The following is a 19,879-nucleotide window of genomic DNA, read 5'->3' as shown; positions in this document are numbered from 1 at the left end:
CATCATGCAGGCGCGCGCCCCTCTTCTCCTCCTGCTGCCCTTTTTGATGCTGGGGATCCCGCTCGCCGGGGGCCTGCTGTTGCTGGTCATCGAGGGGCTCTCCCCCGCCAACCTCGCCCTCTTGCTCCCCCAGCCCGGACTCTGGCACTCCGCAGGATTGAGCCTCTGGGTAGCGGGCACCTCCACACTGGGGGCCCTCGGCGCCACCGCCCTGCTGCTCGCCCAGGGGGACGGGCGTCCCTGGATGCGCTGGCTGCGCCGCCTGCTCTCCCCCCTGCTGGCGCTTCCCCACGTCGCCTTTGCCATCGGCATCGCCTTTCTGATTGCTCCTTCCGGCTGGCTGCTGCGCCTCGTCGCCCCCCTGCTTGACCTCACCCATCTGCCCCCGGACTGGCAAACCCTCAAGGATCCCTGGGGCCTTGGCCTCATCGTGGTGCTCATCCTCAAGGAGACCCCCTTCCTGCTGCTGATGGCGCTGGCGGCACTGGATCCCGCCAAAGTGGCGCGCCAGCAGTGGCTGGGGGCCAGCCTCGGCTTCAGTGCCCCCCGGATCTGGTGGCGCCTGCTGCTGCCCGCCCTCTGGCCCGCCCTGCGCCTGCCCCTCTACGCGGTGGCCGCCTATGGTCTGGCGGTGGTGGATCTCGCCCTGCTGCTGGGGCCGGATGCCCCGCCGCCCCTGGCGGTGCGACTCTGGCTCTGGTATCAGGATGCCGACCCCGCCTGGCGCGGCGCCAGTGCCAGCGGCGCCCTCTTGCTGCTCGCCCTCAACCTGCTGCTGCTTGGCGCCCTCAGGCTGCTGGAGCGGGCCCACCTCACCCTCGGCAAGGCACGCTGGCTGGATGGGCGACGCGCCCCCGCCTCGCCCTGGCCCGCACTCATTGCCCGCATCGGCGTGTGGGGGCTGCTCCTCACCAATCTGCTGGTGCTCGCCGCCCTGCTGCTCTGGTCCCTGACCCGGCGCTGGTCTTTTCCCGCCCTCTGGCCGAGTGAATGGAGCAGCCACCACTGGCAGGCTCTGCTGCCGAGCCTGGGCCCGCTGCTGTGGCAGAGTCTGTGGCTGGCCCTGCTCTGCGCCGCGCTCTCCCTGCTGCTGGCGGTGCTCTATCTCGAGGCGTTGCCTGCGCGCCGCGCCACACGCACCCTCTGGCTTGTCTGCCTGCCTCTGCTGCTGCCCCAGGCCAGCCTGCTGTTTGGATTGCGCCTTCAGACCGACGGGCTGGGATTCACTGGCATAGGCCCTGGCTGGGTACTCTGGAGCCAGTTGATCTTCGTCTTTCCATACGTCTATCTCTGCCTGCACGGCCCCTATCGCCAGTTCGACGAGCGCCTCACCCGGGTGGCCCTCACGCTCGGGGCCAGCCCCTGGGGGGCCTGGTGGCGAGTCAAGGGCCCCCTGCTCGCCCGTCCCCTGTTGTTCGCCTTCGGTGTCGGGGCGGCGGTGAGCCTGGCCCAATACCTGCCGACCCTGCTGTTCGGGGGCGGGCGGGTCGTCACCATCACCACGGAGGCGGTGGCTATCGGCAGCGGCCTCAACCGGCGGCTGGCGGGGCTCTACGGCCTGCTGCAACTGCTGCTGCCCCTTTTCATCTATGCCCTGGCGCTCTGGCTGCCGCGGCGCATCAACCCCGCCCTGAGGCCCTGACCCGATGCTGCACACCTCCACACTCACCCTCTTCCTCGACGGTGCCCCCCTGCTGACGCTCCCCCCCCTCAGGGTGGCCCCGGGCGAGGTGCTCACCCTGATGGGACCGAGCGGCTGTGGCAAGAGCTCCCTGCTGGCGGCCCTGGCGGGAGTGCTGCCACCCGGGGGGCCCATCCGGCTGACCGGGGACATCCTGCTCGGCGCACATCGCCTCACCCCGCTCCCCCCCCGGGAGAGGGGCGTCGGCATCCTGTTTCAGGATGACCTGCTGTTTGCCCACCTGACGGTGGCCGAAAATCTGATGTTCGGCATGCCGGCGCATCTCAAGGGGATGGCGGCAAGGCAGACCCGGGCCCGCGAGGCGCTGGCCGAGGTCGGGCTGGAGGCTCAGGCGGACAAGCTGCCCGGGGCGCTCTCCGGCGGCCAGAAAGCCCGCGTCAGCCTGCTGCGTGCCCTGCTGGCCGAGCCCAGGGCATTGCTGCTGGACGAACCCTTCTCCCGCCTCGACAAGCCGCTGCGGGCGGCATTCAGAACCCTGGTGTTCGAGCGCCTGCGCACGCAGGCCATCCCCGCGCTGCTGGTGACCCACGACGAAGAGGATGCGCCGGGCACCATCTTGCAGCTGATCCCCCCAGCCATCCCAGAAGAGGAGCACCACCTTGTTTGATCGCCACCTGATCCCGGTTATCCGCCGCCCCCTCGCCGCACTCGCCCGCCCCCTGTGCCGGGCCGGGGTGAGCGCCAACCAGGTGAGCCTCGCCGGCTTTCTCATCGGCATGCTGGCGCTGCCGCTGCTGGCCTTTGGCTGCTATCAATGGGCGTTGGCGGCGATTCTGCTCAACCGGCTGCTGGACGGGCTGGATGGCGCCGTGGCGCGGGAAACGGGCATCACCGACTGCGGCGGGTTTCTCGACATCACGCTGGATTTCATCTTCTACGCCGCCGTGGTGCTGGGCTTTGCCCTCGCCGACCCGGCCAACGCCCTGGCCGCCGCCACCCTGCTGTTCGCCTTCATGGGCACGGGATCGAGCTTTCTGGCCTTTGCCATCATGGCGGGCAAGCGGGGCATCGAGAGCCCCGTCTACCACCACAAATCCCTCTACTATCTGGGCGGGCTCACCGAGGGGAGCGAAACCATCGCCCTCTTCGTGATCATATGCCTCTGGCCCGCCGCCTTCGTGCCACTGGCCTACGGTTTCGCCCTGCTCTGCGCCATCACGACCCTGACCCGGATCTGGAGCGGCTACCACACCCTGCGCTGACGGGATCCCGGGGGGCGCGCCTGCACGGAGCACTTGCGCCTGCACGCCAATGTTTTACCATGACGGCACTCTTTTTCAGGCTCACGAGAACCCTATGCGTCGCCTTGTCTGTGTCCTCTCCCTGTTTCCCCTGATCTACGGCTGCAGCAGCACGCCGGCGCCCAAGCCCGTGGTCAAACCCCAACCCAACAGCGCCTTCATCAACCAGACGCCGCCGAGCAAACCCTTCTACGGGCAGGTGAGCCAGCCCGGGGTCAGCAAGGGGGACTTCGCCAATCGTTCCAACGTGGACAACTTCGTGCAGCGGATGGTGCAAAAGCACGGCTTCGACAGCGCCGAGCTGCACCGGGTACTGGCCCAGGCCGAGCGTTATGACTGGATCATCAAGCTGATGGACGCCCAGGCCCCCACCACCAGACCGCCCACCGGTCCGACCGGCGCCTGGAACCGCTACCGCGCCAAGTTCATCACCCCGGACAACGTTCAGAACGGCGTCAACTTCTGGCGTGAATACGAGAGTGAACTCAACCGGGCGCAGCAGATCTACGGGGTGCCACCCGAGATCATCGTCGGCATCATCGGGGTGGAAACCCGCTGGGGTCGGGTGATGGGCAAGACCCGCATTCTCGACGCCCTGGCGACCCTGGCATTTGACTACCCGCGCCGCGCCGACTTCTTCACCGGCGAGCTGGAAGCCTTCCTGGTGATGACCCGGGATGAGGGGATGGATCCCACCGAACCCAAGGGCTCCTATGCCGGGGCCATGGGCTACGGCCAGTTCATGCCGTCGAGTTTTCGCAACTACGCGGTGGACTTCAACGGCAACGGCCACACCAACCTGTGGGATCCGGTGGATGCCATCGGCAGCGTGGCCAACTACTTCAAGGCCCACGGCTGGGAGAAAGGGCAGCCGGTGGCAGTACGCGGCCAGGGACAGCTGCCGGGCTATGAGCACGGCTTCCAGACCCGCTACCCGGTAGCCACCCTGCGCGGTGCCGGGCTGGCTCCCACCGGCTCCCTTGGCAATCACAAGGAGGCGAGCCTGCTGCGTCTGGATGTCGGCACCGGTTACCAGTACTGGTACGGCTTGCCGAACTTCTACGCCATCACCCGCTACAACCACAGCACCCACTACGCCATGGCGGTATGGCAGCTTGGCCTTGCCGTCAGGGATGCCAGAGGCGGCTACTGAGTCAGCCTCAATGCCAACGAAAACGGGCCCGCAGGCCCGTTTTTTTTTATTCGTTTTCCAGCAGCCAGCGTTTGAGCAGGGCGGCCAGCTGCTCCTGTTCGACCAGGCTCAATGGGGCCAGCAGGCGGCGCTCGTTCGCCACGTGCTGTTCCACCGCATGGTCAACCAGCTCCCGCCCCAGCTCCGTCAGGCAGACCAGCAGGCTGCGCCTGTCATCCGGGGAGGCTTCACGTCTTATCAGGCCACGCTGCTCCAGCTTGTCGAGCCGGGCCGTCATGGCCCCTGAACTCAGCATGGCGGACTGGTAGAGCGCGGTCGGGGTCAGCGGCTCGCCGGCCCGACGCAGGGTCGCCAGGATATCGAAATCAGACCCCAGCAGACCGCACTCCTTGAGGGTCTCGCTCACTTCGCGCCCGGCGATCGCCGCCATGCGCGCCACCCGCCCCAGCACCCCCATGGGGGAGCAGTCGAGGTCCGGGCGCTGCCGGGCCCACTGGGCCAGCAGCTGATCTACATGATCACTCTCCATTCGGGCTCCATTATCTTCACATAAAGATACTTGATAATAAACCAACTCGCGGCTAATGTATCTTGACTTAAAGATACTTTGTTACGAGATAACCATGCCGCTGCTGATCGCCCTGCTCGCCCCCCTGCTCTGGGGCAGCACCTATGCCGTCGTCAGTCTCTACCTGACCGACTACTCCCCCTACTGGGTGGCCGTGTGGCGCGCCCTCCCCACCGGGGTGCTGCTGCTGTTGCTCCATCCCCGCAGACCGCCTCTCGTCTGGAGCAGGCAGCTCCTGCTGGCGTTTTGCAACATCACCGCCTTCTTCGCCCTGCTGTTCGTGGCGGCGTTTCGCCTGCCCGGCGCCGTGGCGGGTACGTTGGGAGCGACGCTGCCCCTCATCCTGATGGGGCTGGCCTGGCTGCAAGACGGTGTCAGACCGACGATCAAGTGGCTGTTGCTGGGGGTGATGGGGCTCGTCGGGGTGCTCTTGCTGCTCAATCCCTCTGCCAATCTGGATCCCGTCGGCGTGGCGTGCGCCCTGCTCGCCACCTTGCTCATCGGCCAGTCGAGCCGCTGGATGCAACGCTGGCCGGTGGACGACCTGCTGGCCCTGACCGCCTGGCAGCTGCTGCTGGGCGGCCTGATGCTGATCCCGCTGGCCTGGTGGCTGGCCGGCCCCATGCCCCTGCCCCGGGCTGACGCCACTCCCGGGCTTATCTGGCTGGTGATCCTCAATACGGCTCTGGCCTACTGGGCCTGGCTCTGGGGACTCAAACGCCATGGCCCGGAGGTGATGGGGATGCTGGCCCTCACCAACCCCATGGTGGCAGTCTCCTGCGGTGTGCTGATGGTGGGAGAAACCCTGGATGACCGTCAGTGGCTCGGCATCGGCATCATCCTGCTCTCTCTCTTCCTGATGAAGCTGCCGGCCCGCCCCTTCCTCAAGCGCTGGCAGAACCGCAAGGCCGCCACCGGCAGCGTCGACAACGGCTGATCCGCAGTCAACCCGACACAAAAAAAGAGGAGCCACCAGGGCTCCTCTTTCACATGGGTTGTTGCCGTAAGGGTCAGACCCCGGCTTTGGCCAGGGCGGCGGAGACGATCTGCTGGGCTTCCTGCTGGATGAGGTCCAGGTGCGCCTCCCCCTTGAAGCTCTCCATGTAGATCTTGTAGATGGACTCGGTACCGGAGGGGCGCGCCGCGAACCAGCCATTCTCGGTCACTACTTTCAGGCCGCCGATGGCGGCATCGTTGCCAGGCGCCTTGGTCAGCTTGGCGAGGATGGGCTCACCAGCCAGGGTGGAGGCTTCCACCAGGGCCGGATCCAGCTTGGAGAGCACCGCCTTCTGGGCGCTGTTGGCCGGGGCATCGATGCGGCGGTAGCTGGAACGGCCGAATCTGGCTTCGAGCGCATCGTAGTGGGCCTGGGGATCCTTGCCGGTCACCGCCAGGATCTCGGCCGCCAGCAGCGCCAGAATGAAGCCATCCTTGTCGGTGGTCCAGACGGTACCGTCCTTGCGCAGGAAGGAGGCACCCGCGCTCTCCTCGCCGCCAAAGCCGAACTCGCCGCTGTAGAGACCGTCCACGAACCACTTGAAGCCGACCGGCACCTCTTTGAGGGTGCGACCGATCTCGCCGGCCACCCGGTCGATCATGGAAGAGGAGACCAGCGTCTTGCCGACGGCCGCCCCCTTGGGCCAGCCGGTTCTATGGGTGAACAGATATTGGATGGCCACCGCCAGATAGTGGTTCGGATTCATCAGGCCCGCCTTGGTGACGATGCCGTGACGGTCGTAGTCAGGGTCATTGCCAAGGGCGATGTCGAACTTGTCTTTCAGGGCAATCAGGCTCGCCATGGCGAACGGGCTGGAACAGTCCATCCGGATCTTGCCGTCTTTGTCCAGGGTCATGAAGGAGAAGGTCGGGTCGACCTTGTAGTTCACCACCTCGATGTCCAGACCGTAGCGCCTGGCGATGACGTCCCAGTAGGCGACGCCGGAGCCACCCAGCGGATCCACGCCGATCTTGATGCCAGCCTGCTTGATGGCGGCCAGATCCAGCACGTTTTCGAGATCATCCACATAAGGGGTGACATAGTCGTGTTCCACCACGAACGGGCTCTTGAGGGCCTCGGCAAACGGCATCCGCTTCACGCCGGCCAGGCCCGCTTCCAGGATCGCGTTGGCGCGGTCTTCCACCCACTTGGTGATCTCGCCTTCGGCAGGACCGCCGTGGGGCGGGTTGTATTTGAAGCCACCGTCTTCCGGCGGGTTGTGGGACGGGGTGATCACCACGCCGTCCGCCTGCGCCACGGGTTTGCCTGCGTTGTGACGCAGGATGGCATGGGAGATGACCGGGGTCGGCGTGAAGCCGAGGCCAGCCTGAATGCGGGTCTCGACACCGTTGGCCGCCAGCACTTCCACCGCGCTGGCAAAGGCGGATTCGGACAGGGCATGGGTATCCATGCCGACGAACAGCGGCCCCGTGATACCGGCCTGCTGGCGGTACTCCACCAGCGCCTGGGTCACCGCCAGAATGTGGGATTCGGTGAAGGCGCTGTGCAGGGCGCTGCCGCGGTGACCGGAGGTGCCGAAGGCGACCCGCTGCTCAGGGCGGCTCATGTCCGGCTTGTTGAGGTAGTAGGCGCTGACCAGACGGGGAATGTTGGTCAGATCGCAAAGACGAGCCGGCTGACCGGCGTGGGAATGCTGTGCCATGGCGTTTTCCTTGAGCTGAGCCTTGCCCGGCAAGGCCTGAAGTCATTGATGGGTTAAACGGCGCCGCACACCCGAGCCGTCAGATCCTCGTCATAACCCATGCTGTTCATGAGCTGGGCCACCATGTTCTGCTTGCGGCTGGTATTGGTATTGGTGATCACCCAGAACGGGGTCTCCGGTACCGGCTTGGGCTTGGTGGTGCTGCCACTGGCACGCAGCGCTTCCGGGTCACGGGAGAAATAGACGCGCTTGCGCCCTTTTATCTCGGTCGCCTGGGTGAAGCCTTCCGGGTTGTCCCGATAGAGGGTGCTCAATACCAGCATGAAGCGGTTGATGGACTTCTCTTCTTTCTGAAGCTCGCCGGAATCCAGCAGTGCCTCCAGCCCCATGGCATCGGCCACGGGTTGCGGTTGCATCGCAGGCGCGGCCGCCACGGTTGCCGTGCCGGCCTGGGCGGGTTGCTCCAGCAGGCGACGCAGGATATCGGACGCACTCTCGCCGATGTGCCGGGTCTGGCTCGCGATAAAGAAGTAGAGATCGTCATCAAGCTCGATGGTTTTCATAGGGATGCGCTGGACTCGTCGAAATTCGGATGCGGCGATTATACATAGGCAGACCCGGCAGCCCAAGCAAGGGGCGGACAGATGTGCATGAATCTCCTTGAGAATACGGCATAATGACGGGCCAAGTGTGTGATCCCCCGCACTGATAGCCGATCCCGGGGAGATATTTTTGAAAAAAAACCACAAAAAAATCCCCCATCAGGAATGAAATCCTTTTCTTTCAGTGTGTTAAAAATTATGGCGATAGAGCCCACGACCGATAAGGTGTCATTTTGCAACAATACCCACGATTGAACTTCAAGGATCAGGGCGAAGGCCCGACTGTCGTGCTGATCCATGGCCTCTTTGGCAGCCTGGACAACCTCGGCCTGCTGGCGCGCCCCCTCAGTGAACAATACCGGGTCATCAGCGTCGATTTGCGCAATCACGGCGCCTCCTTTCACTCGGACGAGATGAGCTACCCGGCCCAGGCGGCGGACATCCTGGCCCTGCTGGACCATCTTGGACTTGAACAGGTGGCCCTGGTGGGTCACTCCATGGGGGGCAAGGTCGCCATGCAGGTCGCCAAGCAGGCCCCTCAAATGGTCAGCAAGCTGGTAGTGGCGGACATCGCCCCGGTGGCCTATCCCCACGCCCGCCACAAGAACGTGTTTGCTGGGCTCAATGCCACGCTGGCCACGCCCCCCCAGAGCCGCAGCGAGGCGGAAGCCATGCTGGCCGAGCACATCGAGATCGCCGGGGTGCGCCAGTTCCTGCTCAAATCCTTCGCCAAAGGGGAGTCTGGATGGGGGTGGCGTTTCAACGTGCCGGCCCTTGAGCGCAACTACGCCAACATCATGGGCTGGCCCGACGATGAACGCCGCTTCGAAGGCGCGACACTCTTCATCAAGGGGGGCGACTCCGACTATATACTGCCCGAATACACCGGGGCCGCGATGGCCCAGTTCCCGGCCGCCAAGGCCCGCGTCATCGCCGGCACGGGTCACTGGCTGCACGCGGAAAAGCCGGTTTTGTTCAACAAACTGGTTGTGGATTTCCTGTCGACAGGCGGTTAACAGTTTCAAATCCTTTGTGATATAGTGCGCCCGTCTTAAGGAGTGCGCGCAATCCATGCTGAGTGAACACATCGATCTCATCGAGAGTCTGGGCCTGAAACTGTTCTTCGTGGCCATCTTCCTGCTGATTGGTCTGGCCATTCAGGACGTGCTCAAACGGGGCAATGTGCCCCGCTTCGGCCGCTTCATCGTCTGGCTAGTGCTGTTTCTGGGTTGCGCGGGTTTTGTCGCCAAGGGGCTGATCGAAATGGGCTGGGAAGGCTCAGGGATCGGCTAACTACTTTTCATCTGTGATGTATGGCCAAACAGCAAACTGATCGAACAACACTGGATCTGTTCGCAACTGAGAAGCGCCCCGGCAGGCCAAAGACCAATCCACTCCCCCGCGAGACCCAGCTCAAGATCAACAAGCGCAACCAGCTCAAGCGCGATCGTGAGAACGGGCTGAAACGGGTCGAGTTAAAGGTGGAAGCCGAGTTGCTGGAGCGCCTGAACCAACTTGCGCTGCAACAGAACGTCAGCCGAGCCGAGCTGATCCAATCTATCCTGAAGCAACAGATCGAGTCTGCTCATGCAGCAGGCATCGCAATCTGAACCGTCAAGCATCAACACCAGATACGGGTAACGAAACACTATGGCTAGTGTAGGTCTGTTTTTCGGCAGCGATACCGGTAATACCGAAGCTGTCGCCAAGATGATCCAGAAAGAACTGGGCAAACAACTGATTGAAGTCCGTGACATTGCCAAGAGCAGCAAGGCCGACATCGACAGCTTCGATCTGCTGATGTTCGGCATCCCGACTTGGTACTACGGCGAAGCCCAGGCCGATTGGGACGACTTCTTCCCCGAACTCGAAGAGATCGACTTCAACAACAAGCTGGTGGCCATCTTCGGATGCGGCGATCAGGAAGACTATGCCGAGTACTTCCTCGACGCCATGGGCACCCTGCGTGACATCGTCGAAGCCAAGGGCGCCATCATCATCGGCCACTGGCCGACCGCGAGCTACGAGTTCGAAGCCTCCAAAGCGCTCGTGGATGACAAGCACTTCGTGGGCCTGGGCATCGACGAAGATCGCCAGCCGGAGCTGACCGCCGAGCGCGTCAAGGGCTGGTGCAAACAGCTGCACGAAGAGATGTGCCTGGGCGAGCTGGAGTGATCTGATCTCCCTCCCTCTTCATGCAACAAGGGCCCCGACGGGGCCCTTGTTGCATCTGCAGCAGGCATTCAGCCACCCCTGTGCTGGGGCTTGGATCTGACATAGAGGGTGCGCTTCACCTGGGCCACCAGCTCGCCCTGACCATCCTGCACCTGCACCTCGAACTCGGGAAAGTGCTTGTCTCCCCCCTCGGTCGCCGCCACGATCGATGCCAGCTTGGCGTCGCTCAGGGTGAACTCCGCCACCAGTTTGCCCTTACCCGGCTTGATGAAATTGATGCTGCCCGCCTTGTCCCACACGTAGTAGCGGTTCTTGAAATAGCCCATCAGCATCAACGGGTAGATGGGATCCGTCATGGCGAACATGCTGCCGCCGAACTGGGTCCGGTTGGCATTCTTGTTCCACCAGCGGGACTTGAGAGTGACCCGGCAGAAGCGAAAATCGGGGCTCAGGGTTTCTATCTTGATGCCTGCGCCCCAGAAGGGGGGCCAGGCGTTGAGGGCGCAGCGCACCCAGGCGGCATTGCCGAAAAGCCAATCCATGGATCTCATCCGACCAGACTATAAAGAAGTCACATAGTATCAACATTCTCTGGTCGAGCAAGCGGGCCTGAATATTCCCATGACGGGCTTGATGAGCTAAAGCCCTTGAATTGCTGGGTTTATTTTTAACTTGGCTACGACCTATAATGACAGGCCAAGCGAGTTCGTGGTTGCCATTACAGCGGCAGTCAATCAGAATAACCACACCTTCGAGAATGCGAATAAATAGAAATGGCAGACAACAACCAAGCGTTAAAAAAGGCCGGGCTCAAGATAACCTTGCCCCGTGTCAAGATCCTGGAAATCCTGCAACAGCCGGACTGCCAGCACACCAGTGCGGAAGATCTGTACAAACGGCTGATCGATCAGGGCGAGGAGATTGGTCTCGCTACCGTTTATCGCGTTCTCAACCAGTTTGATGATGCCGGTATCGTCACCCGTCACCATTTCGAAGGGGGCAAGTCGGTGTTCGAGCTGGCCACCCAGGAGCACCACGACCACCTGGTCTGCCTCGACTGCGGCAAGGTGATCGAGTTCTCCGACGAGGTGATCGAACAGCGCCAGCGCGACATCGCCAAGGCGCACAACATCCGCCTGACCAACCACAGCCTCTACCTGTATGGCCACTGCGCCAACGGTGACTGCAAGCACGACGATTGATTCGGCCGGGTCGGCGCAATAAAAAAGCCAGCATCATGCTGGCTTTTTTGTGTCCGCAATCCGGACCAGAAGCGGCAGGGTTTCCCCTGCCCTCTTCTATCAGACCTCGGCCTTGCCCCAGACGTCACGCAGGGCCACGGTGCGGTTGAACACCAGGCGCTCGGCGCTGGAGAGCTTGTTGTCGGCGCAGAAGTAACCTTCACGCTCGAACTGGTAGGCAAACTCCGGCTTGGCATCTTTCAGGGAAGCTTCCACCCGGGCCCCTTCGATGATCACCAGGGATTCCGGATTCAGAGCCGCTTCGAAGTCATCCTCGGCGCCCGGGTTCGGCACCTTGAACAGACGGTCGTAGAGACGCACTTCGGCCGGCAGGGAGTGAGTGGCGCTGACCCAGTGGATCACCCCTTTCACCTTGCGGCCGTCCGCCGGATCCTTGCCCAGGGTCTCGGGGTCGTAAGAGCAGTAGATGCAGGTGACCTTGCCGTCCGCATCCTTCTCGACCCGTTCGGACTTGATGACGTAGGCGTTGCGCAGGCGCACTTCCTTGCCCAGCACCAGACGCTTGAACTGCTTGTTGGCTTCCTCTTTGAAGTCCGCCTCGTCGATGAAGATTTCGCGGGAGAAATGCAGCTCACGGGTCCCCATCTCCGGCTTGTTCGGGTGCGCTGGCGCCGTCAGCACCTCGTCCGCCGCCAGGTTCTCGATCACCACCTTCACCGGGTGCAGCACGGCCATGGCGCGCGGGGCGTTCTCGTTGAGATCGTCGCGGATGCAGGCTTCCAGCATGCTCATCTCAACGATGTTGTCCTGCTTGGTCACACCGATGCGCTTGCAGAACTCGCGGATGGAGGCCGGGGTGTAACCACGGCGGCGCAGACCGGAGACGGTCAGCATGCGCGGATCGTCCCAGCCGTTCACGTGCCCCTCGGTCACCAGCAGGTTCAGCTTGCGCTTGGACATGACGGTGTATTCGAGGTTCAGACGGGAAAACTCGTACTGACGGGGGTGACAGTCGATGCTGATGTTGTCCAGCACCCAGTCATACAGGCGACGGTTGTCCTGGAACTCCAGGGTACACAGGGAGTGGGTGATCCCCTCCAGGGCGTCCGAGATGCAGTGGGTGAAGTCATACATCGGGTAGATGCACCACTCGTCACCGGTCTGGTGGTGGTGGGCAAACTTGATGCGATAGATGACGGGATCGCGCATCACCATGAAGGGGGATGCCATGTCGATCTTGGCGCGCAGGCAGGCGGAGCCTTCGGCCATCTCACCGTTTTTCATCTTGGCGAACAGGGCCAGGTTCTCTTCCACGCTGCGATCGCGGAACGGGCTGTTCTTGCCAGGGGCGGTCAGCGTGCCGCGGTATTCGCGCATCTGGTCCGGGGAGAGCTCGTCCACATAGGCCAGTCCCTTCTCGATGAGCTCGATGGCGTAGCCGTGCAGCTTGTGGAAATAGTCGGAGGAGTAGCAGATCTCGCCGCTCCACTGGAAGCCCAGCCACTGGACGTCCTGCTTGATGGACTCCACGAACTCGATGTCTTCCTTCGCCGGGTTGGTGTCATCGAAACGCAGGTTGCACTGACCCTGATAGTCGCGGGCGATGCCGAAGTTCAGGCAGATGGATTTGGCGTGGCCGATATGGAGATAACCGTTCGGCTCCGGCGGGAAACGGGTATGCACGCTGCTGTGCTTACCGCTGGCCAGATCTTCATCAATGATCTGACGAATAAAGTTAGTTGGGCTGTTCGCCTGACTCATGGCTCACCTCAAAAATGCGTCACTGGCGGACGTTGTGCCGGCTGGCACCCTCATACCCCCGCCGTCAAGCCGGGTATGATCCCTCATTACGCGCCCTGCCTCAACCTGAATTTGGCCAATTCGGGTCATTGGCGCACCAAAAACGGCGAAACGGGAGAAATTGCAGAGATCCTGGTCAAAAAAAGCCCCGCACGGGGCGGGGTCTCAAGTGATGAAAAACAGACAAAAAACACACAACAAAGGTTCACACGCAGAGTCAACCTTTCCCAAACCCGATGGCCATCGACCTTGGGAAAGGCGGGTCTTGCGACCCACCTTGCGTTATGGATTGAAGGCTAGCTATCAGTTCAGCTCGGTGACGCGGCTGGTGCGCTTGCCATCGAAGCTGGTGGTACGCAGGTAGACCTTGCCATCCACGGTCGGCTTGGCGGCAGCGTCGTAGGCGCTCCAGCTCTTGCCATCCAGGCTGTACTGGATGGGCAGACCCGGCAGATCCACGTTCGCTTCCAGCACACCGTTCACCACCTTGGCACCCGGTACGGAGAGGCGATATTCCACCCCGGCCTGGTCCAGTTTGGGCAGCACGCGCTGGCCCAGCACGTTGGCAAACTGGTTCCACTCCTTGTTCAGGGTGGCCTTGTTGACATGCTTGGTGGTGCCGGAGAACTCGCGACCCTTCACGTAATCGAGCTCGAAGCCGCCCTTGTGCCAGGCGCGCTCGGCCACGGAGAAGATGCGCGGATAGACCATGTATTCGTACTGGGCATCGGTGCGCACGGTTTCACTCCACTGCTGACCGGAGATCCCCTTGAACTTGACCGGATCCTGGTCACCCTTGGCCACGAAGGCGTTGCCGTCGCGGTCAACCGAGGTCTCGGCGTTCTGCGGCAGGTTTTCCGGGGCGAAGGCGAACACCTTGCGGGTGTCGTTGAAGCGGGTTGCCCAGTAGTAGCCGCGCTCGGCCGGGTGTACCTCGTTCGGGAAGTCGAAGTAGAGGTAATCCGGGTTGGAGAGCACCACGTCATAGCCCTTGTGCGCCCACTTCATCGCCTCGTTGAAACCACCCCAGTAGAGGGTTTCCCAGAAGTTGACCCGGGTCTTGTCGGTGGCGAATACGCTGGCATCCGTGGCGTACTTCAGGCCATCTTCCCACGCCTGCAGGGTGGAGAAGCCGTGGCCCTTGACCATCTCGCTCACTTCCTTGGCAAAGTAGACCGGCAGCTCGGCCACGTCCTTGATCTTGCCATCGTCGATCATCTTCTGGCACATGGGGGACTTGCCGAACGGCTTGTCCTGCTTGCTGGAGTCGACGTTGCCCTTCCAGGCCACCAGATCTTCTTTCTTGGTGACGGCCGGATCCTGGTAACCACCGCCCTGCATGATGTTCTTCGCCTCGTCACCACCGTAGTGCCAGGCGGTCAGCAGCTGGCCGGCGGCCTGGTGCATCTGGGCCACTTCGTCCATCACCTTGGCCACGAAGGTGGCGGCACCCGGCTGGCAGGGGTTGATGAAGGACATCTTGTCGTAGAACTGCACCGAGGTGACGTTGGAGGTATCGGCCGGGTCAGTCAGACGGAACTGGTTGGCCTCGGCCTCTTTGCCCTCGCTCATCAGACGCTTGTAGCGCGCCTCCATGGAGGCCACGGCGGCACGGGCGTGGGCCGGCATGTTGATCTCGGGGATCACGGTCACACCGCGCGCCTTGGCATAGCGTACCAGGTCGATGTAGTCCGCCTTGCTGTAGAAACCGGAGCCCTGGTTGTCGTTGGTCGGACCGGAGCCAAGCTGCGGCATCAGGCACTTGGTTTCGGACTCGTCGTGGCAACGCTGGCTGCCGACGTCGGTCAGCTCCGGCAGGCCCGGGATCTCCAGACGCCAGCCTTCATCGTTGGTCAGCCCCAGGTGCAGCACGTTGAGCTTCATGGCGGACATCTGGTCAACCAGCTTCTTCATGGTCTCCGGGCTTCTGAAGTGACGGGCCACGTCGGTCTGCATGCCACGGTATTCAAAGCGCGGCGCATCCTCAACGCTCATCTGGCTCACCAGCTTGTCGTCAACCCCCAGCAGAGAGATCAGGGACTGGGCGCCCCAGAAGGCGCCGTCAACGTCGTGCCCCTGAATGACGGTGCCCTTCTTGCCGATGGTCATGTCGTAGCCTTCGGCCTGCTTGAGCTTGCTGCCGAGCTTGATGGTGACCGGGTAGCCGGTGTCGGAGAGGGTAACACCCAGCTTGGTCAGTTGCGCCTTCAGGGCCTCGGCGCGATCGCTTGGCAGGTCAAGGGCATTGAGCTTGATGGTGGAGAAGTCGATTTGCGGGCCGGCCTTGACCACCTGCTTCATGGGGCTTGGCAGGATGCGGTCGTCAATCTTGCCGGCAGGCAGCAGGGTGCTGGTCTGGTTCGCGGCGAAACGGGTCTCGCTGTTCATCAGGATGTTGTTGTCATCCTTGGTGCGCTTCCAGCCATCGGCAGGCATCGGCTTCTCGTAGGTGCTGGCATCGTCGATGTTGCTCATGCTGGCCAGCACTTTCGGCTCGGCCCCTTCACTGGCGACATACCAGTTCGGCATGATGTCAGATTCGAACAATACCCAGTATTCCACCACCAGGGGCACCTCGACCGTGGCGTCCTTGGCAAAGCCCTGGAACTTCTCGGTCGGCGTCAAACGATAGAGGTCGCCGGTCAGGTGGGTGATGGTGAACTGGTCGTTGTCCACCCGCTGGATGCGGCGGATGGAGGAGACATAGATGCTCCAGTCCTTGGAGGTGACGTCGGCACCGGTATTGGTCAGGTGCAGCTTGGCAACGCCGCAGCTCGCCCACTCGGAGCCCAGCGCCTGGCAGTCAAGACCGGCGCCGGCACCGTCATTGGTGACGACTTCGTACTTGACGACGAGGTTGCTGGCGAGGGCGTCGACCACCGCTTGCCTGGCAGCATCGGCTGCAAGTGCGGGAGCGGCGAAAACGGTAGACATGGCAATGGCTAACAGAGAATGTTTCAAGTTCATAACTGCTGCTCTCATTTGAAGTAAAGGTTGGATTTTCTTGGCTTTTTTTATATGGGGCCCCGAGGCGGGGCCCTTAGTTATGTCAACAATGGACTTAGACTTGAGGTGAGCGAGTCGCTCGATTAACGCAGGGCTTTCATCTCACCGGCGATGATCTCGGCCAATGGGCCCAGAATCACCTGCAGGTTCTGCTCACCGAGCTTGACCACACCGGCCGCGCCCAGGGCTTTGAGCTTGCGCTCGTCAACGATGCTGCGGTCTTTCAGGGTCAGACGCAGACGGGTGATGCAGGCATCGATGGTCACCAGGTTCTCCTGACCACCCAGCACTTCCAGATACTGCTTGGCCAGCTCGGTGCGGTCGGTGGTTTGAGCCTGTACCGGCACGGCTTCGTCATCTTCACGACCCGGGGTTTTCAGGTTGAACTTGGCGATCACGGCGCGGAAGACCACGTAGTAGAGGCCGAAGAAGACCAGACCCTGTACCAGCAGCATGTACCACTGGGTCGCCAGCGGGTTGCGGCTGGAGAGCACCATATCCACCAGACCGGCGCTGAAGCCGAAACCGGCAATCCACTGCATGGAGGCTGCGATGAACACGGAGATACCGGTCAGCAGGGCGTGGATGACGTACAGTACCGGCGCCACGAACATGAAGGAGAACTCGAGTGGCTCGGTCACCCCGGTGAAGAAGGCGGCAAAGGCGGCAGCGATCATGATGGACGCAACCTTCTCTTTGTTCTCTTTCTTCGCGCTGTGGTAGATGGCCAGTGCGGCACCCGGCAGACCGAACATCATGATGGGGAAGAAGCCGGCCTGATACATGCCGGTCACGCCCACGACAGCCTTGCCGGCGTCGATGGAGGACTGGCCACCCAGGAAGTTCGGGATGTCGTTGATGCCGGCCACGTCGAACCAGAACACGGAGTTCAGGGCGTGGTGCAGACCGACCGGGATCAGCAGACGGTTGAAGAAGGCATAGATGCCGGCACCGGTGGAGCCCATGCTGACGATGGATTCACCGAAGCTCACCAGGCCACCGTAGATGACCGGCCAGACGGCCATCAGGATGAAGGAGACGACGATCATCACCACGGAGGTCACGATCGGCACCAGACGACGACCGGAGAAGAAAGCCAGCGCCTTGTGCAGCTCCACGCTGCTGAAGCGGTTGTAGAGCTCGGCAGCGATGACACCACACAGGATGCCGACGAACTGGTTGCTGATCTTGGCAAAGGCTGCCGGCACCTGGTCGGCCGGGATACCCTTGATCTGGGCCACGGCGCCCGGGCTCAGCAGGGTGGTGACCACCAGGAAGCCGACCAGACCGGCCAGCGCGGCGGAACCGTCTTTATCCTTGGACATGCCGTAAGCGACGCCGACGGCGAACAGAATGGGCATACTGTCGATGATGGCGGCGCCCGCCTTGATCAGAAACGCAGCCAGAGGGCTTCCGCCACCCCAACCGTTCGGGTCAATCCAGTAGCCAATCCCCATCAGGATCGCGGCGGCAGGCAATACCGCTACCGGCACCATCAGGGCACGGCCGATCTTTTGCAAATAACCGAGAATGTTCACGGTTCCTCTCCTTAGTTGGTGTTTTTCTAGAAATTAAGTGCTTATCACGTTCGACGCATAAGCCATCAAGGCTTGATTGGCAGTCTATGTGTTTTATTTCGCTGCGCAAATTAATAAACCAGCTTTCGTGATCATTATCACTCAACAGAGATAAAGGTAGCCGATAGATGTGGCTTAGTTCGCAATCTTTATTTACGCTATAAAACAACTTGAATCCGTGTCTGGTCCCTTGCCGTCATTCCCTGTGCGGCAACCGTACTGAGGTATATAGAATGCGCCTGATCCCGTTGAAGTCTGCCAGCCAGGTGGGTCTCTGGTCTGCCCGTTACATCGTTGACCGCATCAATGCGTTCAAACCCACTGCCGAGCGCCCCTTCGTGCTGGGTCTGCCCACTGGCGGCACCCCGCTCAACACCTACAAGCGCCTGATTGAGCTGCATAAAGCCGGCGAGGTGAGCTTCCAGAACGTGGTCACCTTCAACATGGACGAGTACGTGGGGCTGCCCAAGGAACATCCGGAGAGCTACCACAGCTTCATGCACAACAACTTCTTCAATCACGTGGACATTCGCCCGGAAAACATCAACATCCTCAATGGCAACGCCGAGGATCTGGTGGCCGAGTGCCAGCGCTACGAAGACAAGATCAAGTCCTACGGCAAAATCCACCTGTTCATGGGCGGCGTCGGCAATGACGGCCACATCGCCTTCAACGAACCGGCCTCTTCCCTGGCTTCCCGTACCCGGGTCAAGACCCTGACCGAAGACACCCGCATCGCCAACTCCCGCTTCTTTGGCGGCGACATGGAGCAGGTGCCCAAGCTGGCCCTGACCGTGGGTGTCGGCACCCTGATGGACGCCGAAGAGATCCTGATCCTGGTGGTCGGTCACGCCAAGGCCCAGGCCCTGCAGGCCACCGTGGAGGGTAGCGTCAACCACATGTGGACCATCTCCACCCTGCAACTGCATCCGAAAGGGATTGTGGTGTGCGACGAACCTTCCACCATGGAGTTGAAGGTCAAGACGGTGCGCTACTTCCAGCAACTGGAAGCCGACAACATCAAACACCTCTGAGGAGCCCCCATGTACGCTCTGACTAATTGCACTCTCTACACCGGCAGCTGCGTGCTGACCGGTTATGGCGTGGTCATCGATGGCGACAAGATTGTCGCCATCTCCCGCCAGGCAGAACTGCCCGCCGGCATCGAGCAGATTGACCTCCAGGGCGCCAACCTCAGCGCCGGCTTCATCGACGTGCAGCTCAACGGCTGCGGTGGCGTCATGTTCAACGGTCACATCACCACGGACACCCTGGCCACCATGCAGGCGGCCAACCTGAAATCCGGGACCACCAGCTTCCTGCCGACCCTGATCACCAGCCCGGATGCGGACATGAAGCAGGCCGTCGCCGTCACCCGCGACTACATGGCCGCCCACCCCAACGAGGTGCTTGGCGTCCATCTGGAAGGGCCCTATACCAACCTCAAGCGCAAGGGGATCCACCCGGCCGAACAGATCCGCCAGCCCGCCGACGAGATGATCGACTTCTTCTGCGACAACGCGGACGCCATCGCCAAGATCACCCTGGCGCCGGAGCGCAACAAGCCCGAGCACATCCGCCGTCTGGTGGAAGCCGGCATCCTGGTCTCCGCCGGCCACACCGCCGCCAACTACGACCAGGCCATGGCGGGCTTTGACAACGGCATGCGCTTTGCCACCCACCTCTACAACGCCATGACTCCGACCCTGAACGGTCGCGAGCCCGGCGTGGTCGGTGCCATCTACGATCGCAAGGATGTCTATGCGGGCATCATCGTCGACGGCCACCACGTACACTGGGCCAACGTGCGCCTGGCGCACAGGATGCTGGGGGAGCGGCTGGTGCTGGTCACCGATGCCACCGCGGCGGCAGGTGCACCGGAAGGCTTTGAGAAATTTGATTTTTGCGGCGCAACCGTCTATTTCCGCGATGGTCAGTGCGTCGATGAGAATGGTACACTCGGCGGCTCCGCCCTCACCATGATCGAAGGGGTGGAAAATCTGGTCAAACAGGTCGGATTGCCGCTCGACGAAGCACTGAGAATGGCCACCCTTTACCCCGCTCGCGCCATTGGATGGGACTCGCGTCTCGGTAGTATCCAGGTCGGAAAAATTGCCAACCTCACCGTCTTTGATCAGGCCTTCGCGGTCTGCGGGACCGTGGTTAACGGACACTACACAACACAGTGACACT

At 62.0% G+C, this 19,879-nt stretch carries 19 protein-coding genes; 12 read left to right on the top strand and 7 right to left on the bottom strand.

Going from position 1 to position 19,879, the window contains the following annotated elements:
- Nucleotides 1-4: 4 nt before the first annotated feature.
- The 4 genes from C3F36_RS18405 to mltB all read left to right on the top strand — a co-directional run bounded on the left by C3F36_RS18405 (nt 5) and on the right by mltB (nt 4,096).
- Entirely contained in the window at nt 5-1,642 is a 1,638-nt protein-coding gene (locus C3F36_RS18405) for an ABC transporter permease (RefSeq protein ID WP_104455644.1), read from the top strand.
- 4 nt (nt 1,643-1,646) lie between these two features.
- Nucleotides 1,647-2,309 carry an ATP-binding cassette domain-containing protein gene (locus C3F36_RS18400; protein ID WP_102983941.1) on the top strand — a complete coding sequence of 221 codons (663 nt, stop codon included), beginning with the start codon at nt 1,647-1,649 and terminating at the stop codon, nt 2,307-2,309.
- Entirely contained in the window at nt 2,302-2,904 is a 603-nt protein-coding gene (locus tag C3F36_RS18395; protein ID WP_104455643.1) for a CDP-alcohol phosphatidyltransferase family protein, read from the top strand. The genes C3F36_RS18400 and C3F36_RS18395 overlap by 8 nt, the downstream gene beginning before the upstream one ends.
- Before the next feature lie 94 nt (nt 2,905-2,998).
- Nucleotides 2,999-4,096 carry a lytic murein transglycosylase B gene (gene mltB / locus C3F36_RS18390; RefSeq protein WP_041212714.1) on the top strand — a complete coding sequence of 366 codons (1,098 nt, stop codon included), beginning with the start codon at nt 2,999-3,001 and terminating at the stop codon, nt 4,094-4,096.
- Nucleotides 4,097-4,142: 46 nt separating this feature from the next.
- Here the strand turns inward: mltB and C3F36_RS18385 are convergent, their stop codons facing one another.
- On the bottom strand, nt 4,143-4,625 hold the full coding sequence (locus C3F36_RS18385) for a MarR family winged helix-turn-helix transcriptional regulator (RefSeq protein WP_104455642.1): 483 nt from the start codon (nt 4,623-4,625) through the stop codon (nt 4,143-4,145).
- Between the two features lie 94 nt (nt 4,626-4,719).
- Here C3F36_RS18385 and C3F36_RS18380 point away from each other — a divergent pair, with 94 nt between their 5' ends.
- Nucleotides 4,720-5,601, top strand: coding sequence for a DMT family transporter (locus C3F36_RS18380; RefSeq protein ID WP_104455641.1), 882 nt, complete (start codon nt 4,720-4,722; stop codon nt 5,599-5,601).
- A gap of 73 nt (nt 5,602-5,674) precedes the next feature.
- Here C3F36_RS18380 and pgm read toward each other — a convergent pair whose 3' ends face one another.
- Nucleotides 5,675-7,324, bottom strand: coding sequence for a phosphoglucomutase (alpha-D-glucose-1,6-bisphosphate-dependent) (gene pgm / locus C3F36_RS18375; protein ID WP_010674109.1), 1,650 nt, complete (start codon nt 7,322-7,324; stop codon nt 5,675-5,677).
- Nucleotides 7,325-7,377: 53 nt separating this feature from the next.
- Nucleotides 7,378-7,887 carry a replication initiation negative regulator SeqA gene (gene seqA, locus C3F36_RS18370; RefSeq protein WP_010674108.1) on the bottom strand — a complete coding sequence of 170 codons (510 nt, stop codon included), beginning with the start codon at nt 7,885-7,887 and terminating at the stop codon, nt 7,378-7,380.
- A 290-nt stretch (nt 7,888-8,177) separates the two neighbouring features.
- Here seqA and C3F36_RS18365 point away from each other — a divergent pair, with 290 nt between their 5' ends.
- The 4 genes from C3F36_RS18365 to fldA are packed head-to-tail and all read left to right on the top strand — an operon-like array spanning nt 8,178 to nt 10,101.
- Nucleotides 8,178-8,942, top strand: coding sequence for an alpha/beta fold hydrolase (locus tag C3F36_RS18365; RefSeq protein WP_039039837.1), 765 nt, complete (start codon nt 8,178-8,180; stop codon nt 8,940-8,942).
- 55 nt (nt 8,943-8,997) lie between these two features.
- Entirely contained in the window at nt 8,998-9,219 is a 222-nt protein-coding gene (locus tag C3F36_RS18360; RefSeq protein ID WP_010674106.1) for a DUF2788 domain-containing protein, read from the top strand.
- Between the two features lie 20 nt (nt 9,220-9,239).
- Nucleotides 9,240-9,536 (top strand): LexA regulated protein, encoded by a 297-nt coding sequence (gene ybfE, locus C3F36_RS18355; RefSeq protein WP_005325670.1) that lies wholly within the window; start codon nt 9,240-9,242, stop codon nt 9,534-9,536.
- 40 nt (nt 9,537-9,576) lie between these two features.
- Entirely contained in the window at nt 9,577-10,101 is a 525-nt protein-coding gene (gene fldA / locus C3F36_RS18350; protein WP_010674104.1) for a flavodoxin FldA, read from the top strand.
- Nucleotides 10,102-10,169: 68 nt separating this feature from the next.
- Here fldA and C3F36_RS18345 read toward each other — a convergent pair whose 3' ends face one another.
- Entirely contained in the window at nt 10,170-10,643 is a 474-nt protein-coding gene (locus C3F36_RS18345; RefSeq protein ID WP_042878128.1) for a DUF4442 domain-containing protein, read from the bottom strand.
- A 231-nt stretch (nt 10,644-10,874) separates the two neighbouring features.
- Here C3F36_RS18345 and fur point away from each other — a divergent pair, with 231 nt between their 5' ends.
- Nucleotides 10,875-11,303: a ferric iron uptake transcriptional regulator gene (fur, locus tag C3F36_RS18340; RefSeq protein ID WP_010674102.1), complete on the top strand. Its 429-nt coding sequence runs from the start codon at nt 10,875-10,877 to the stop codon at nt 11,301-11,303.
- Between the two features lie 99 nt (nt 11,304-11,402).
- Here the strand turns inward: fur and glnS are convergent, their stop codons facing one another.
- From glnS to nagE, 3 genes are all read right to left on the bottom strand, one after another.
- Nucleotides 11,403-13,064 (bottom strand): glutamine--tRNA ligase, encoded by a 1,662-nt coding sequence (glnS, locus tag C3F36_RS18335; protein WP_104455640.1) that lies wholly within the window; start codon nt 13,062-13,064, stop codon nt 11,403-11,405.
- Between the two features lie 342 nt (nt 13,065-13,406).
- The gene (locus C3F36_RS18330) at nt 13,407-16,070 is read right to left on the bottom strand and encodes a beta-N-acetylhexosaminidase (protein ID WP_104455639.1); all 2,664 of its coding nucleotides are present in this window, start codon (nt 16,068-16,070) and stop codon (nt 13,407-13,409) included.
- A gap of 122 nt (nt 16,071-16,192) precedes the next feature.
- Entirely contained in the window at nt 16,193-17,647 is a 1,455-nt protein-coding gene (gene nagE / locus C3F36_RS18325; RefSeq protein ID WP_104455638.1) for an N-acetylglucosamine-specific PTS transporter subunit IIBC, read from the bottom strand.
- Between the two features lie 272 nt (nt 17,648-17,919).
- Here nagE and nagB point away from each other — a divergent pair, with 272 nt between their 5' ends.
- Together nagB and nagA are read left to right on the top strand one after the other, a co-directional pair.
- The gene (gene nagB, locus C3F36_RS18320) at nt 17,920-18,720 is read left to right on the top strand and encodes a glucosamine-6-phosphate deaminase (protein ID WP_010674098.1); all 801 of its coding nucleotides are present in this window, start codon (nt 17,920-17,922) and stop codon (nt 18,718-18,720) included.
- A gap of 9 nt (nt 18,721-18,729) precedes the next feature.
- The gene (gene nagA, locus C3F36_RS18315) at nt 18,730-19,875 is read left to right on the top strand and encodes an N-acetylglucosamine-6-phosphate deacetylase (RefSeq protein WP_039039842.1); all 1,146 of its coding nucleotides are present in this window, start codon (nt 18,730-18,732) and stop codon (nt 19,873-19,875) included.
- The last annotated feature ends 4 nt before the right edge of the window (nt 19,876-19,879 follow it).

It is taken from the genome of Aeromonas sp. ASNIH2 (assembly GCF_002934795.1).
Taxonomy (GTDB): domain Bacteria; phylum Pseudomonadota; class Gammaproteobacteria; order Enterobacterales; family Aeromonadaceae; genus Aeromonas; species Aeromonas caviae.
The sequence above is the reverse complement of the archived record's forward strand: the minus strand, read 5'-3'. Positions and strand labels throughout refer to the sequence as shown.